The organism is Streptomyces sp. VRA16 Mangrove soil, from assembly GCF_017377775.1.
GTDB lineage: Bacteria > Actinomycetota > Actinomycetes > Streptomycetales > Streptomycetaceae > Streptomyces.
This window is the reverse complement of record NZ_JAFVLN010000001.1, coordinates 801,791-817,073: the sequence shown is the minus strand read 5'-3', so window position 1 is coordinate 817,073 and position 15,283 is coordinate 801,791. Positions and strand designations below refer to the sequence as shown.

Below are 15,283 nucleotides of genomic sequence, written 5' to 3'. Positions count from 1 at the left end.
CAGAATCATCGACCTTCAGACCGGTGTGAAGGTCAAGGGGGACACGGCATGCGGATCGGGGAGCTGAGCCGGCGGACCGGGGTGCGCACGCACCAGTTGCGCTACTACGAGTCCCAGGGCCTGCTGCGCCCCCGGCGCGGCCCGAACGGCTATCGCGACTACGGCGACGACGCACCGCTCACCGTCGGCCGGATCCGCCACCTCCTGGAGGCGGGCCTCTCCACCCGGGACATCGCGTCGATCCTCCCGTGCGCGACCGGTTCCACCCCACAACTGGGGCCCTGCGAGGAGCTGTTGACCACACTGCGGGACCGACGCGCGGACCTGGACGCCCACATCGACACCCTCGTCCGCACACGCGGCTTGCTGCAGAGCTACATCGAGGCGACGGAGCGGTTGAGCACTCCGGCTGTCTGACGCCCGGCACCGAGAGGATGCGGCAGCGCCCCGCATGCCTCACACCCCGCGGAACCGCGGCGCCTCCCGGCGGGCCCGCGCCGTGAAGCCCTCGGTGGCGTCGTCCGATGTGAGGGTGAGCGCGGCGCTCATGGCGACCCGGTCGAGGGCCGTGTCGAGGCCCGCGTCGGCGTAGGTGTCGATGTCGCGCTTGACGGACCGCACGGCCAGGGGTGCGTTGGCGGCGATCTCCGCGGCCAGTTCTCGTGCGGTGTCCGCCAACCCGTCGCCCGGGACGACCTGTTGGAGCAGGTGGAGCCGGTGCGCGGTGTCGGCGTCGATGCGCCGGCCGGTCAGGGCCAGGTACTTGGCCCAGCCCGCACCGGCCTCACGTGCGATGCGCAGGTCGCCGCCCGCGTCGACGGCCACGCCGAGCCGTGCCTCCGGCAGGGCGAAGACGGCGTCGTCGGCGGCGATCCGGACGTCCGCCATGAGGGCGAGCTCGAAGCCGAAGCCGAGGCAGTACCCCTGCACGGCGGCGACGACGGGCTGCGGCAGGCGGGCGAACGCGGCGAACCGCTCGTGCACCCAGCGGATCCCCTCGTAGTAGGCATGGCTGCGGGCGGACCGGCTGTCCCCCTCGATGCCGCCGCCGGGCGCGGTGACGTCGATGCCCGCGCAGAAGGCCCGGCCCTCGGCCCGCAGCAGGACGACCCGGATGCGGTCGTCGAAGCGGATCCGGTCGGCCAGCGCCCCGAGCTGTCGGCTGGACTCCCAGCTCCAGGCGTTGAGCTTGGCCGGGCGGCAGAGCGTGACGACGCCGACGCCGTCCTTCTCCACGTCCAGGCGCAGCCGCCGTTCGTCGCCGTCGGGGATCGAGAGGTCGGTCGTGTCGATCATGCGGCCCCCAGCGGTCGTCGGGTTCCCCCACGGGTTCTGCCTGGCGGCGCGCAGCGTAGCGGCCCGGGTCGACACCTTGAAGGGCCGCGCCCCGACGAGTGGAGTAGACACTGTCTACGTCGATCGGGTAGACAGTGTCCATGCAGACCGGAGAAGACAGCGGGACCGGGGGCGGCCTGCGGGACCGCCTCGTCGACACAGGCGTGGCCCTGGTGGACGCGGAGGGCGCGGCGGCGCTGTCGCTGCGGGAGATCGCCCGGCGCGCCGGGGTCTCGCACGGGGCGCCGCGCCGCTACTTCCCCACCCACCTGGAGTTGCTGTCGGCGATCGCCCGGCGCGGCTTCGAGCAGCTGGGAGAGGAAGCGACGCTCGCGCTGCGCGGGGCAGCCGCGGAACCGCGCCGCCGGATCGCCGCACTGGCCCGCACCTATCTCGCGTTCGCGGCGGAGCATCGCGGCATGTACGAGCTGATGTTCCGTCACGATCTGCTGGAGAGCGACGAACTGGGACTGCGCGACACGAGCCTGCCCCTGTTCGCGATGCTGACGGAGCTGGTGGCCGGCGTCCGCCCCGAGGCCGAACCCAGGCTCGTGGCGGGCGCGTTGTGGGCCAACCTGCACGGCGTCGCCCAGCTCTGGGGCTGGGGCAGCCTCCAACTCGCCGTCGCCGTCGACGACATCGAGCCGCTCCTCGCCTCGGTGCTCGACGCCCACCTGGGCCCGGCGCCCCGATGACCGGCCGCGCGCACCGGCGCGTCACGCTCGCGGGAAGTGTCGTCGGCGCGGTCCTCGTGGCGCTGGACGGCACGGTGCTGACCATCGCCCAGCCCGCGCTCCAGCACGATCTGGGCGCCTCGCTGACCCAGGTCCAGTGGACGAGCACGGGTTATCTGATCGCGGTGGCGAGTCTGCTGGTCTTCGCGGGGCGGCTCGGCGACCGGTTCGGGCACCGGCGGCTCTTCGGATACGGCACGCTCGGGTTCGCGGCGGCGTCCGCGGGCATCGGGTGCGCGCCGGGCATCGGTGCGGTGATCGCGCTGCGCGTGGTCCAGGGGGTGTGCGGGGCGCTGCTCCAGCCGGCGACGCTCGGCATGCTGCGGGCGGCGTACCCGCCCGACGAACTCGGCATGCCGATCGCCCTGCGCACCAGCGCGATCGGGGTCGCCGCGGCCACGGGCCCCCTGGTCGGCGGGGTGCTCACGGCCCACCTGGGCTGGCGTTCGGCGTTCTTCCTGAGCGTGCTCCCCGCCGTGGCGATCGCGGTTCTGGTGCTGTGCGCACCGGACCCCGGGGAGCACACCGAGCGGCGGACGAGGAACCTCGACGGAGGCGGCGCGCTGCTGCTGGGGGCGGCCCTCGCCTGCCTGGTCGCGGTACTGGTGACGCTGCCGGGTGCCGGCTGGTCACAGGTGACGGTCGCGGCCCTCGTCGGGGCGTGCGCGGCGACGGCGGCCTTCGTCGTCCATGAGCGCCGCGTCCCGGACCCGCTGCTCTCCCCCGCGCTGCTCGCCTCGCCCGCGGTGGCGGCGGGGCTCGGCGTCCTGCTGACCGCGTCGGCGGCTTTCATGGGCACGCTGTTCGTGGCGACGTACTTCCTCCAGGACGTCCTCGCGCTCGACGCCCTGGGCACGGCGCTGCGCATGCTGCCCGCCGCGCTGTGCATGGTCCTCGCGGCGCCGCTCTGCCCGATGCTGCTGCGCCGCCTGGGCACCCGCCCGGTCGCATCGGCCGCGACGCTCCTGCTGGCGGCGGGCGTGTTCGCCTTCGGCCGGCTGGACACGACGGCCCGCGGCTGGCAGGTGGCGGCCTGCGCGGTCGCGATGGGCATCGGGTTCGGCGCGGTCATGGTGGCGGCGACCGAGGTGGTGGTGCGCCGCGCCGCCGTCGCCGATGCCGGGGTGGCCGGCGGCCTCCAGCAGACGGCGATGAACATCGGCCCCGTGCTCGGGGTCGCGACGGCGACGACCCTGCTCGCGTCCGGATCCGACGTCGCGACGTCGATGGGCACCACCCTCACGGTCCTGGCAGCGGCCGCCTGCCTCGGGACGGTGGCCGCGCTCAAGCTTCCGCACGGCGAACGGACCGCCGTACGGGAAGCGGCTCACTAGCCTCCCGTCCTCGGCCCGGTAGGCGGCCAGGATCCGCGCGGTGGGGATGTCGGGGGCGGCGGTCCACTCCTCGTGCTCCCCGCCGGGCGGACGGGCGGCGACGTCCTCGGCGGCGAACCCCCGGCGTCTCCAGCGCCGTTCGACCCGGCCGAGGTGCTGCACCAGCCCGGGCGGGGACCAGGCCGACGGTTCGACGGGGGTGCGGAGCTGCTGGTCGAAGAGCCCGGCGAGCTTGCGCGTCAGCGCCTCGCGGTACCGGTCCCCATGGCCGAGAAGCAGTTCGCGGGAGTCGGAGACGTCGCCGGCCGGGCCGGCGAGGAACGCGGGAACCTCCGCCGGGGCCTCTTCGGAAGGCTGCGGCATCCCGCGCACCCAGCGCGGCCCCGCCGCCCCCTCCACGCCCCCGCGCTCATCGCCTGACCGAAGGGCCTTTCCGCCGCCGACTTATTGGGTGATGATGAGGATCATCGCGGAGCCGAAGCGCTCCGCCGAGTCGATGGGGGGTCGACATGGTTCTTGTCGTCGTTCTGCTGATCGTCCTGGCCGCGGTGGTCGGGGGCCTGCTCCTCGCGGTGCGGCGCAGGGGTGGTGCGGGCGAGCGGGGCGCCGCGGAGCGCGCGGCCATGGAGCAGGGGTTCGCCAGGGCGAACGGTACGTCCAACGCCGCGCAGCAGAATTCGATGTGGCCCTGAGCGAGCGGGCCTGACGGTGTCCGCTCAGTGAGCGATCCCGTCGATCAGCTCGCGGGCGCCCTGCCGCAGCAGGGCCACCGCGACCGACATCCCCAGGGTGGCGGGGTCCAACGGCCCCGCCCACTCCTGGGCGTTGAGCACCCGCTTCCCGTCGGGCGTGAACACGCAGGCCCGCAGCGACAGATCACCGCTGCGGCCGGCGCGCGCGTATCCGGCGACGGGCGAGTTGCAGTGCCCCTGGAGCACGTGCAGGAACATGCGCTCGGCGGTCGCCTCCCGCCACGTGTCGTGGTACCCGAGGCCACTGACCGTGTCCAGGGTCCTCTCGTCGTCGGCGCGGCACTGCAGCGCGAGGATCCCGGCGCCGATCGGCGGGCACATCACCTCGGGGGTCAGCACCTCCGTGACGACGTCCGTGCGCCCGATCCGCTCGAGCCCCGACAAGGCGAGCAGCAGCACGTCCGCGTCGCCGGCGGCGAGTTTCTCCAGGCGCCGGTTGGCGTTGCCGCGCATCGGCACGCACTCCACGTGCGGGTGGCTCGCGGCGAGTTGGGCGATCCGCCGGACCGACGACGTGCCGACCCGGGTTCCCTCGGGCAGTTCGTCGAGGGTGCGGCCCTTCGGGTCGATGAGGGCGTCGCGTACGTCGTCGCGCTTCAGGTACGCGGCGAACGTGCAGCCCTCGGGCAGCGGCCGGTCCGCCGGGATGTCCTTGAGGCAGTGGACGGCGAGATCGGCGCGGCCGTCGAGCAGTGCCTGGTCGACCTCCTTGGTGAAGGCGCCCTTGCCGCCGAGCCGCGCCAGATCGCCCATCCACTTGTCGCCGCTGGTGGTGACGGGCACGACCTCGGTGCGGATCCCCGGGTGGAGCGCGGCGAGTTCGGCGCGTACACGCTCCACCTGGGCCAGGGCCATCGGTGACGAGCGGGAGACAATTCGGATCAACTCAGCTGCCATCCCGACACCATAGGCCCCTCGTGACGTCAGCGGCCGAAGACCTCGAAAGGCACCGCGGGCTTTCCGCCGAACTGCTCCCTGACCCGCTCCACGTTCTGCGTGAGGAAGGTGCGGCAGTACGTCTCGGGGTCCTCGTCCGTCAACGCCTCGATGTAGGTGCGGTGTTCGAGCAGCGACCGCACCGCGCGCTCGATGCCCGCGCTCGCGTCGACCGCGTGCGTGGGCTGTGCGGAACCGGCGACGGCGACCCAGCGCACCCCGTTCCACGGTTCGAGGCCCTGCTCGACGAGTTCGGGGAAGATCCACCGGTTGCCCGCGTCGGCCGCCGCGTCGAGCGTGGCCCGGCCCACGGCGACATGGTCGGGGGTGTTCCAGAAGACGCCGCCCCAGGTGTCGCGGTGGTTGAGCGTGATGACCAGTTCCGGACGGTGGCGGCGGATCGCGGCGGCGATGTCGCGGCGCAGCGCCGTGCCGTACTCGACGACCCCGTCCTTGTGGTCCAGGAACTCCACGGCCCCGACCCCGACGACGGCGGCGCTGGCCCGCTGCTCCTGCTCGCGCAGCGGGCCGCACTTGTCCGGCTCCAGGGTGTCGATGCCGGCCTCGCCGCGGGTGGCCAGGACGTACGTGACGTCGCGTCCGGCGTCGGTCCAGGCGGCCACGGCCGCGGCGCAGCCGTACTCCAGGTCGTCGGGGTGGGCGACCACCGCGAGGGCGCGCTGCCAGTCGTCGGGCATGGGCTGCAACTGGGCGGGGGTGTTCTGCTCGGGCAGGCTCATGAGGGCAGCGTAGGCGCCGGAAGGGGGAGGCGGCGCGTCCGGTTGCCGCACCGCCCGGCAATGCCCGGGAGGACTCAGATCTCCCCGTGCACCATCCCCAGCAGCCTGTCCAGAACGCGCGGGCCGCCGGCCCGCAGCCCGTCGTGCTCGAACTCGTTGGTCACCCAGGGCCGCAGTCCGCGGATCGTCCCGGCGGTGCGCAGCGCGTGACCGGTGTCGACGTACATGTCGTCGTGGTAGACGGCCGCGACCGCCGGCACCTCGTTGGCGGCGAGCCGGGACGGGTCGTACAGCGGCGTCCACTCGGTGCGCGCGGCCAGCGCGTGCGCGGTGTCGCGCAGCGGCCGCAGCGCCGGGTCGCAGTCGAACTGCCAGGGGTGGATGGTCTCCCCGGTGAAGTACAGCGGTCCGTCGCCCTCCAGGCTCCGCACCCCGTCGAACCGGGGGAACTCGGCGCGCACCCGCTCCGCGGACCAGTCGGTGGCCCGGCCGCCCTGTGCGTAGATCGCCTCGTGCAGCAGCGCGTACAGCGGGGCCGCGGCGAACGACAGGGCGCCGGCCACCTGTTCCTGGAAGGAGTCCGACAGGTCCCGGCCGGCCGGGGTGCGCACGAACGCGTCCTCCAGCAGGTAGTGCAGCCGGTCGCTGCCGTCTCCCGCGCCCAGCCAGATGCCGAGGGACTGGAAGGCCTCCAGGGTCAGCCGGTAGCCGTTCGGCAGTACGGGCTCGTGCTCGGCGATGTGGGCGCCGATCTCGCGGGCCCGCTCGACGTCCATCGGGTAACGGGCGTAGTGCTCCCGCACCTTGCGCTCGACGCGCGGGTAGGCGGCGCGGTAGACGTCGTCGGCGTGGCCGTCGAGGGTCGGCAGTCCGCCCGTGATGACGGCGGCCGCCATGCCCTCCGGCGCGGCCGACAGGTAGTGGACGGCGCAGAAGCCGCCGAAGCTCTGGCCGAGCACCGTCCAGGGGGCGCCGCCGGTGACCTCGTGGCGGATCAGTTCGCAGTCGCGCACGATCGAGTCGGCGCGGAAGCGGGTGAGATACCGGGCCTGCGCCTCGGCGTCGCCGCGCAGCGGCAAGGTCTGTCGGTTGGCGGGGGTGGAGGCACCGGTGCCGCGCTGGTCGAGGAGGAGGACGCGGTGGTCCTGGAGGGCGCGCCCGAGCCAGGCCTGGGTTCCGGAGAAGCGGTGGGCGCCGAAGCCGGGGCCGCCCTGGAGGTAGACGAGCCAGGGCAGGTCGTCGTGGGCGCGGCCGGGGGCGACGGCCTCACGGGCGTACAGCTCGATCCGTTCGCCGTCGGGGGCCTCGTGGTCCAGGGGGACGAAGAAGCGGCGGTCGGTGAGGACGACCCCGGCCTGACGGTAGCTGGCGGCGCTCAAAACGGCTCCTGTGCGCAAGTGCGGTGGTACGAGGGGACACGAGGGGAAACGGTGCAGGGTGAGTACGGGAAAACGTACTGCTGTCCACTTCAGCACATGTGCGCGGCCGAGGTCAGCGCGCCCCCAGGCTGGAACCGCGGACGACGAGTTCCGGCTGGAGCACGACACGGCGGTGTTCGTGCCTGCCGCCGCGGTCCGCGGCCTCGATCTCGTCCAGGAGGAGTTCGGCGGCGAGGGCGCCCATGGTGACGGCGGGCTGGCGCACCGAGGTGAGCGGCACCGCGGCGGCGGCCGCGAACTCGATGTCGTCGTAGCCGACGATGGCGATGTCCTCGGGCACCCGCACCCCGGCCGCGTACAGGGACTGCAGGACGCCGAGGGCGAGCAGGTCGTTGGCGCAGAAGACGGCGGTGGGGCGGTCGGCGAGGCCGAGGAGGCGGGCGCCCGCGTCGCGTCCGGCGGCGACGTCGAGGCGCTCGGTGGGCAGTTCGTGCAGGGCCGAGGCGGGCAGCCCGGCCTCGTCGAGAGCGCGCAGGGCGCCCTGACGGCGGTCCTTGACCTGATTGAGGGCGGGCGGGCCGCTGACGTACGCGATCCGGCGGTGTCCGGCGTCGAGGAGGTGGCGCACGGCGAGCGCGCCGCCGTTGACGTCGTCCACGGAGACGGAGCACTCGGTGGCGCCCTCGGCGACCCGGTCGACGAGCACGAACGGGATGTCGTGGCGCCGGAACTGCTCGACGGTGCGGCCGGTCGCCTCGGCCGGGGTGAGCAGCACGCCGCGCACCCGCTGCTCGGCGAAGAGGGAGAGGTACTCGGCCTCCTCGCTCACGCTCTGCGCGCTGTTGCAGACCATCACGCCGAGCCCGGCCTGGCGGGCCGCCCGCTCGGCGCCGCGCGCGACGTCCACGAAGAACGGGTTGCCCATGTCGAGGACGAGCAGGCCCATGATGCGGCTGCGTCCGGCGCGCAGCTGGCGGGCGGACTCGCTGCGGACGTAGCCGAGCCGGTCGATGGCCGAAAGGACGCGGGCCCGGGTCTCCTCGGCGACGGTGTCCGGCCGGTTGATCACGTTCGAGACGGTGCCCACGGACACCCCGGCGACACGGGCGACGTCCTTGATCCCCACGGACTGTGCCATCGGGTGTGATCCTCCAGGTGAGCAGGTGCGGCAGAGGGAGTCTACGCGGGGCGATCCGATCGACGTTCGGCACGCCGAACGTCTCCCCCGGTCAGGTTCCGCCCCTCGATGCGACACAAAGCTTGAATCGTTTCGCTCGGACAACCCGGCCACTCTGCGTCCGGAAGCATCCCCTGTCAATGCGCCTGCACAGGTACATGACTGCACACCCCTTGCCTCCCGTCACAGCTGCCTCTAAGTTCCTCCACCCCGCATTGAATCGTTTGAAACGGTTTCAATCGGTAGCTCCTTCACCGTCGAAGGGACCCGCAGATGACCAGCGACATCCGCCGGCGCACCGTTCTCGCCGCGACCGCGGGCGCCGTGCCCGTCGTGGCCGCGGCCGGAACGTTCGGCGCCGCCGCGCCCGCGTCGGCCGCCACCGCCTCCCCCACCCTCACCCGGAACGCCGCCCCGGACGGCGCCGTCACCGGCCTCACCGTCGAGCACCGCGTCCTCCCCCTGGGCACGGACGCCACCCGTCCCCGCTTCGGCTGGCGCCTCGGCTCCCGGCGGCGCGGCCTCGCCCAGGGCGCGTACCGCGTCCGCGTCGCCACCTCGGCCGCACGCCTCGCCTCGGGGCGCGGCGACGTGTGGGACAGCGGCCGCGTCGCCTCGTCCGACTCGGTCGCCGTCACATACGCCGGGCCTCAACTGGAGCCTTCCACCCGGTACTTCTGGACCGTGAGCGCCTGGGACACCGAGGGCCGCCCGGTCGGCACGTCGGCACCGGCCTGGTTCGAGACGAGCCTGCTGTCCACGGACGGCGTCACCCGCTGGGACGGCGCACAGTGGATCGGGATGAAGGGCAAGACGCCGAACTCGCAGGGCGCGCCCCTGTTGCGCGCCGAGGCCCCGCTCACCAAGGGCAGAAGGGTCGGCGAGGCCCGCCTGTACGTGACCGCGCTGGGCGTGTACGAGGCGTATGTGAACGGCGAGCGCGTCACCGTGCCGCAGGACGGCGGTCGCACGGTCGAGCTCCTCACGCCCGGCTGGACGAACTACGACATGACCGTGAACTACATGACGTACGACGTCACGGACCTGGTCGCGGCAGGCCGCGGCTCCGTGACGGTCGGCGCGGTGCTCGGCAACGGCTGGTACAACGCCCGGATATCCGAGGGCAGTACGTACTACGCGAAGGACGGCAACCCGCTCGCGCTGAAGGCGAAGCTGCTGATCCGGTACACGGACGGATCGACGCAGACGCTCGTCACGAAGGAGGGCGCGAACGGCGGCGCCGCCTGGAAGGCCACCGACACCGGCCCGTACCGCGCCGACGACATCTACGACGGCCAGACCTACGACGCCCGCCAGGAGCTCGGCGCCTGGACGGCCGGCGGCTTCGACGCCTCGACGTGGTCGGACGTCGAACAGGTCGGCTACACAACGAAGTTCCCGAAAGCGAAGCTCGTCGCCTACCCCGGCGAGACGGCCCGGCTGATGGCGAGGTGGGACCGCACCCCGCAGTCGGTCACCGTCTACGACAAGGTCACCGGTCAGGCGTCGAGTGCGAACGGGAAGGGGCGGATCGTCCCCGATCCGGACCGGTCGACGGCGAAGGCGCCGGGTCCCGTGACCCTGCGCACCGGCGACACGGCCGTGTTCGATCTCGGCCAGAACATGGTCGGTGTGCCGCGGTACTCGGTGCGGGGCCCGGCGGGCGCCCACGTCATCGTCAGGACAGGCGAGATGCTCAACGACGACAGTGCGGGCGCCGACGGCCCGGCCGGCTCGCTCTACCGGGCCAACCTGCGCTCGGCGAAGTCCACGAGCACCTACGTCCTCAAGGGGGCCGACGGCGGCGAGACGCATCAGGACTCGCTCGCCTTCTACGGGTTCCGGTACGTGTCAGTGGAGGTGACGACGCCGGACACCGAGGTCACCTTCTCCGGGCTCGTCGGCAAGGTCGGCACGTCGGCGCTCACCGACACCGGTAGCCTCACGACCGACGACGAGGACGTCAACCAGCTGATGAGCAACGTGCGTTGGGGCCAGCGCGGAAACTACCTGTGGGTGCCGACCGACTGTCCGCAGCGCGACGAGCGGCTCGGCTGGACCGGCGACACACAGGTCTTCTCGCACACGGGCCTGTACAACACCACCGACGCGGTGAGCTTCCTCAGCCACTTCGAGGAGATCCTCATCGAGTCGCAGAAGATCTACGGGGTGGACGGCGCCCAGTTCACGGCGGTGGCACCCGGCAACCGCTACAACGCGGCCGCGCCGTGCAGCGGTTGGGCGGACTGCGGCGTCATCGTGCCGTGGACGGTCTGGCAGATGAGCGGCGACACGACGGTCGTCGACCGCAGCTGGGACGCGATGGTCCACTACATCGACTGGATCAAGCGGAAGGGCGGCGACACGTACGCGGGCCAGGGCGCGATCTTCGCCGACTGGCTGGCGTTCCAGAACACCGGCACCCAGCTGATGAGCGACGTGTACTACGCGTACAGCGTCCGCCTGATGGCGCAGATGGCACGCGCCACCGGCCGCGACGACGAGGCGAAGGCGTACGACGAGCTGTTCGGCAACATCCGCAAGGCGTTCCTCGCGCAGTACGTCCAGGTCGACGGTGACACGATCACGGTCAAATCGAGCATCGGCGGCAAGCCGCCCATGGGGGGCGACCCGGAGGACAACAGCCAGTCGGCGCTGCTGTGGGTCCTCAAGCTCGGCTTCTACGACACGCAGTCCCAACGCCGCGCGCTGGTGGGCCTGTTGGCGGACAACATCGGCAACGACGCGGCGTACAAGGCGGCCCATCCGGACAGCGCCCGTGTGCAGTACGCGGAGAACACCCTGTCGGTCGGCTTCCTCGGTTCGAACGTCATCGCACCGGTCCTCACCGACGAGGGCCGCGCCGATCTGGCGTACAGGCTGCTGCACCAGGACGCGATGCCGTCGTGGCTGTACTCGGTGAAGAACGGGGCCACGACGGTCTGGGAGCGCTGGAACTCGTACTCGAAGGAGGACGGCTTCGGGCCGGTGGAGATGAACTCCTTCAACCACTACTCGTACGGCGCGATCGCCGAGTGGATGTACGCGTACATGGCCGGTATCGCGGGCGACCCCGACCACCCGGGGTTCCGGCACTTCACGCTGCGGCCGCACCTCGATCCGACCGGTGGCATCACCCGGGCGTCCGGCCGGTTCCTGTCGCCGTACGGCGAGATCGGCAGCGCGTGGTCGCTGGCCAAGGACGGGACGCTGACGTACGAGGCGGTCGTCCCGGCGAACACCACGGCGACCCTGACCCTGCCCGCCGTGTCGGCCGACGCCGTCCGTGAGGGGCGCACGCCGCTGGGCCGCGTGGACGGGGTGCGGCTCGTCGGGTTCGCCGACGGCGCGGCGACCTTCACGCTGCCCGCCGGACGGTACGAAGTGACCAGCGCGACGCGCTGACCCGGCGCCGGGTGCGGGGACCGCCCCACGCCCGGCCCACGCCCACGCCCACCCCCACGCTCCGTCTGTGACGTGGATCACCGCTCTCAGACTCTTGACGCCCTGTCGTTCAAACCGGTTTGGTTAACCCCGTTCCGCGGTTCAAACCGGTTTGAAAGCGGGCCGCCCCGGCGGTCCGACGACAGGGAGTCCAGCACCATGGCACGCAAGCCCACCATCGCCGACGTCGCCCAGCGCGCCGGTGTCTCCCGTGCCACCGTGTCCTTCGCCCTGAACGACCGGCCCGGTGTCGCGGAGGAGACCAAGGCCAGGATCATGGCCGCGGCCGCCGAGCTCGGCTGGACGCCCAGCCGTTCGGCGCGCGCCCTGTCGCTCGGCAAGGTCGGCGCGTACGGGCTCGTGCTCGCCCGGGACCCCGAGCAGATCGGCACGGACCTGTTCTTCCCCGCGTTCATCGCCGGGGTGGAGACCGTGATCGGGCAGCGCGGTGACGGTCTGATGGTGCACGTCACCACGCCCTCCAAGGAGCGCGGCGTGTACGAGCGGATGGCGGCGGAGCGGCAGGTGGACGGTGTCCTCCTGACCGACCTGCGCCAGGACGACCCGCGCCCCGCGCTGCTGCAGGAGCTCGGCCTGCCCGCCGTCGTGGTGGGCCGGCCCGAGTGGGGCGGCGGGCTCACCGCGGTCAGCCTGGACGACGAGCCCGCCTACGCGGCCGCCGTACGCCGCCTGGCCGAACTCGGACACCGCAGCATCGCCCATGTCGAGGGCCCGCAGGAGCTGCGGCACGCGCAGCGCCGGCGGCAGGCCTGGGAGCAGACACTCGCCGCGCTCGGGCTGCCCGCGGGCCCGGTCCTGCCGGGCGGTTTCAGCGCCGAGGGCGGCGCGCTCGCCACCCGCGAGCTGCTCGGCCGCGCCGAACCGCCGACCGCGATCGTCTACGGCAACGACCTGGCCGCGATGGCCGGGCTCTCGGTCGCCCAGGAGCTGGGCGTGCGGGTGCCGGACCAGCTCTCGGTCGTCGGCTACGACGACACCCCTCTGACCCGTTACAGCTTCCCGCCGCTCGCCTCCGCCCGTGCGGACGCCCGCGGCTGGGGTGAGGCGGCGGCCCGCGCCCTGGACGCGGTCGTCGCCGTCGGCGAGGCGGCGCATGTGAAGCTGCCGCCCGCCCGCTTCGTGCCCCGCGCCTCCATCGGTCCCGCTCCGCGCGGCTGACGCAGGGACACACCCCACACCGGTCGCGCCCGGCGCCGACCGGCCATGGCGCACGGCGACGAGGCCGCGCGTGAACAGTTCGGAGATCCAACATGCTGAGGAGAACGGCGTCCGCGCTGCTCGTACTCGCGATCGCGGGCACGGCGACGGCCTGCGGCAGGGCCGCCCCGGACGCGGCCGACGCCGCGAAGGCACGCGGCCCGATCACGGTGTGGCTGTCGAACAACGCCCAGGAAGTGCAGTGGGGCAAAGCGATGGTCGCCGCGTGGAACAAGGCGCACCCCGACCAGCACGTCACGGCGCAGCAGATCCCGGCCGGCAAGACGTCCGAGGAGGCGATCAGCGCCTCGATCATCGCGGGGACGAGCGCCTGTCTGGCGTTCAACACCTCGCCCGCGGCGGTCCCGACGTTCCAGAAGCAGAACGGCCTCGTGCCGCTGAACGACTTCGCGGACGGCGCCTCGTACATCGAGCGGCGCAGCGGCTCCCTCGCCGACCAGTACAAGTCGGCGGACGGCAAGTTCTACCAGCTGCCCTGGAAGAGCAACCCGGTCATGATCCTCTACAACAAGAAGCTGTTCAAGAAGGCCGGTCTGGACCCGGAGCACCCGAAGCTCGCGACGTACGACGAGTTCCTCGCCACGTCGCGGAAGCTGGTGCGCAGCGGCGCCGCGCAGGCGGCGATCTGGCCCTCGCCCAGCAGTGACTTCTTCCAGCCCTGGTACGACTTCTACCCGGCGTTCGCCGCGCAGAGCGGCGGCAAGCAGCTCATCGAGGACGGCAAGCCGCAGTTCGACTCGCAGGCGGGCCGCCAGGTCGCGTCCTTCTGGCGGACGTTGTACGCCGAGAAGCTCGCGCCGCAGGAGGCGTATCCGGGCGATTCACTGAACGACGGCAAGGCCGCGATGGCCACCGTCGGGCCGTGGGCGATCGCCGCGTACAAGAACAGCGTGGACATCGGTGTCGCGCCGGTGCCGACCGCCGACGGGAAGACCGGCGGGCACTCGTTCAGCGACGAGAAGTCCGTGTCGATGTTCAGCTCGTGCAAGAACCGGGCCACGGCCTGGGACGTGCTGAAGTTCGCGACGTCGGTGCGGCAGGACGGGAAGTTCCTCGACACGACCGGCCAGATGCCGATGCGCACCGACCTGACGTCGAAGTACGCGGGCTTCTTCGAGAAGAACCCTACGTACAAGGCGTTCGCCGAGCAGGCGAAGCGGGTCGTCGAGGTCCCCAACGTGGCGGGCTCCGTCGACATCTGGCAGGCGTTCCGCGACGCGTGGACGAAGTCGGTCGTCTTCGGCCGTGAGTCCACGGACGCGGCGCTGCGCGACGCCTCCTCCGAGATATCCCACCTGCTCGCCGAATACGAGGACCCGTCATGAGCACCCTGGCCAAGGCTGCCCCGCGCAGGGGCCGGATCGGCGCTCTGTTCGTGTCGCCGTACGTGCTGTTCATCCTGGTCGTCTTCGCCGTGCCGCTGGTCTACACGGTGTGGATCTCCTTCCACCGCTTCTACTTCACGGCGCCCGGCACCCACATCGACGCGCCGTGGGTGGGCCTGTCGAACTACCGGGACGTCTTCACCGACCCGGTCGTCGGCCGCGCCTTCCTCAACATCGCGATCTTCCTGGTCATCAATGTGCCGCTGACCGTGGGCCTGTCCCTGGTGCTGGCGTCGGCACTGAACTCGAAGATCAAGGGGCGGGCCTTCTTCCGGGCCGCGTTCTACCTCCCCTACGTGACCGCGAGCGTCGCCCTGGTCGCGGTGTGGCAGTTCCTGTTCGGCTCGGACGGGTTCGTCAACCACGCCCTGGGTTCGCTGGCACCGGATCCGTCATGGCTGGTCAACTCGCATCTGGCGATGCCGATGATCGCGGTGTTCGTGACGTGGAAGCAGCTCGGCTTCTTCGTGATGCTGTACCTGGCCGCCCTGCAGAACGTCGGCCAGGAGCTGTACGAGGCGTCCGCGATGGACGGCGCGGGCAAGGTGCGCCAGTTCTTCTCGGTGACCGTGCCCGGGGTGCGGCCCGCGACCACGCTCGTCGTGATCTACGCGATCATCACCGGCGCCAACCTGTTCAGCGAGCCCTATCTGCTGACCGGGGGCGGCGGTCCCGATCACGCGTCCACCTCGCCGGTGCTGCTGATGTACCAGAAGGGCATCGAGCAGGGGCACCCCGACTTCGCCGCGGCGCTCGGTGTCGTCCTCATCGCCTTCGTCGCGATCGTCTCGCTCGTCGCCCGCAAGCTCTCCGAGAGGGGCAACTGAC

The 15,283-nt window shown here is 72.1% G+C and carries 13 protein-coding genes and 1 pseudogene; 8 read left to right on the top strand and 6 right to left on the bottom strand.

Annotation, left to right across the window (positions count from 1 at the left end; genetic code table 11):
• The first annotated feature begins 48 nt into the window (after positions 1–48).
• Positions 49–417, top strand: a complete 369-nt coding sequence (locus J3486_RS03575; protein ID WP_207818428.1) for a MerR family transcriptional regulator — start codon at positions 49–51, stop codon at positions 415–417.
• A gap of 39 nt (positions 418–456) precedes the next feature.
• Here J3486_RS03575 and J3486_RS03570 read toward each other — a convergent pair whose 3' ends face one another.
• Positions 457–1,296: an enoyl-CoA hydratase/isomerase family protein gene (locus J3486_RS03570; RefSeq protein WP_207818426.1), complete on the bottom strand. Its 840-nt coding sequence runs from the start codon at positions 1,294–1,296 to the stop codon at positions 457–459.
• Positions 1,297–1,436: 140 nt separating this feature from the next.
• Between J3486_RS03570 and J3486_RS03565 the strand changes: the two genes are divergently transcribed.
• A complete protein-coding gene (locus tag J3486_RS03565) occupies positions 1,437–2,030 on the top strand; it encodes a TetR/AcrR family transcriptional regulator (protein ID WP_207818424.1) in 594 nt (197 codons plus the stop codon).
• Positions 2,027–3,403: an MFS transporter gene (locus tag J3486_RS03560; RefSeq protein ID WP_207818422.1), complete on the top strand. Its 1,377-nt coding sequence runs from the start codon at positions 2,027–2,029 to the stop codon at positions 3,401–3,403. The genes J3486_RS03565 and J3486_RS03560 overlap by 4 nt, the downstream gene beginning before the upstream one ends.
• Before the next feature lie 69 nt (positions 3,404–3,472).
• Here the strand turns inward: J3486_RS03560 and J3486_RS03555 are convergent.
• Positions 3,473–3,766 (bottom strand): annotated as a pseudogene (locus J3486_RS03555) (DUF664 domain-containing protein); the annotation flags it as partial.
• A gap of 146 nt (positions 3,767–3,912) precedes the next feature.
• Here J3486_RS03555 and J3486_RS03550 point away from each other — a divergent pair.
• Positions 3,913–4,095 (top strand): hypothetical protein, encoded by a 183-nt coding sequence (locus tag J3486_RS03550; RefSeq protein ID WP_207818420.1) that lies wholly within the window; start codon positions 3,913–3,915, stop codon positions 4,093–4,095.
• Between the two features lie 24 nt (positions 4,096–4,119).
• Here the strand turns inward: J3486_RS03550 and hemC are convergent, their stop codons facing one another.
• The 4 genes from hemC to J3486_RS03530 all read right to left on the bottom strand — a co-directional run bounded on the left by hemC (position 4,120) and on the right by J3486_RS03530 (position 8,348).
• Positions 4,120–5,052 (bottom strand): hydroxymethylbilane synthase, encoded by a 933-nt coding sequence (hemC, locus tag J3486_RS03545; protein ID WP_207818419.1) that lies wholly within the window; start codon positions 5,050–5,052, stop codon positions 4,120–4,122.
• 26 nt (positions 5,053–5,078) lie between these two features.
• Entirely contained in the window at positions 5,079–5,831 is a 753-nt protein-coding gene (locus tag J3486_RS03540; protein WP_207818418.1) for a PIG-L deacetylase family protein, read from the bottom strand.
• A gap of 74 nt (positions 5,832–5,905) precedes the next feature.
• Positions 5,906–7,210: an alpha/beta fold hydrolase gene (locus J3486_RS03535; protein WP_207818417.1), complete on the bottom strand. Its 1,305-nt coding sequence runs from the start codon at positions 7,208–7,210 to the stop codon at positions 5,906–5,908.
• A 112-nt stretch (positions 7,211–7,322) separates the two neighbouring features.
• Positions 7,323–8,348: a LacI family DNA-binding transcriptional regulator gene (locus J3486_RS03530; RefSeq protein WP_207818416.1), complete on the bottom strand. Its 1,026-nt coding sequence runs from the start codon at positions 8,346–8,348 to the stop codon at positions 7,323–7,325.
• A 312-nt stretch (positions 8,349–8,660) separates the two neighbouring features.
• On the opposite strand from J3486_RS03530, the gene J3486_RS03525 reads away from it, so the two are divergent.
• The 4 genes from J3486_RS03525 (at position 8,661) to J3486_RS03510 (ending at position 15,282) form a co-directional block, all read left to right on the top strand.
• Positions 8,661–11,792 carry an alpha-L-rhamnosidase gene (locus tag J3486_RS03525; protein ID WP_207818415.1) on the top strand — a complete coding sequence of 1,044 codons (3,132 nt, stop codon included), beginning with the start codon at positions 8,661–8,663 and terminating at the stop codon, positions 11,790–11,792.
• 198 nt (positions 11,793–11,990) lie between these two features.
• The gene (locus tag J3486_RS03520) at positions 11,991–13,010 is read left to right on the top strand and encodes a LacI family DNA-binding transcriptional regulator (protein WP_207818414.1); all 1,020 of its coding nucleotides are present in this window, start codon (positions 11,991–11,993) and stop codon (positions 13,008–13,010) included.
• A gap of 92 nt (positions 13,011–13,102) precedes the next feature.
• Complete coding sequence (locus J3486_RS03515) at positions 13,103–14,395, top strand: extracellular solute-binding protein (protein WP_207818413.1); 1,293 nt, start codon at positions 13,103–13,105, stop codon at positions 14,393–14,395.
• On the top strand, positions 14,392–15,282 hold the full coding sequence (locus J3486_RS03510; RefSeq protein ID WP_207818412.1) for a carbohydrate ABC transporter permease: 891 nt from the start codon (positions 14,392–14,394) through the stop codon (positions 15,280–15,282). Before J3486_RS03515 ends, J3486_RS03510 begins: the two co-directional genes overlap by 4 nt.
• The last annotated feature ends 1 nt before the right edge of the window (position 15,283 follow it).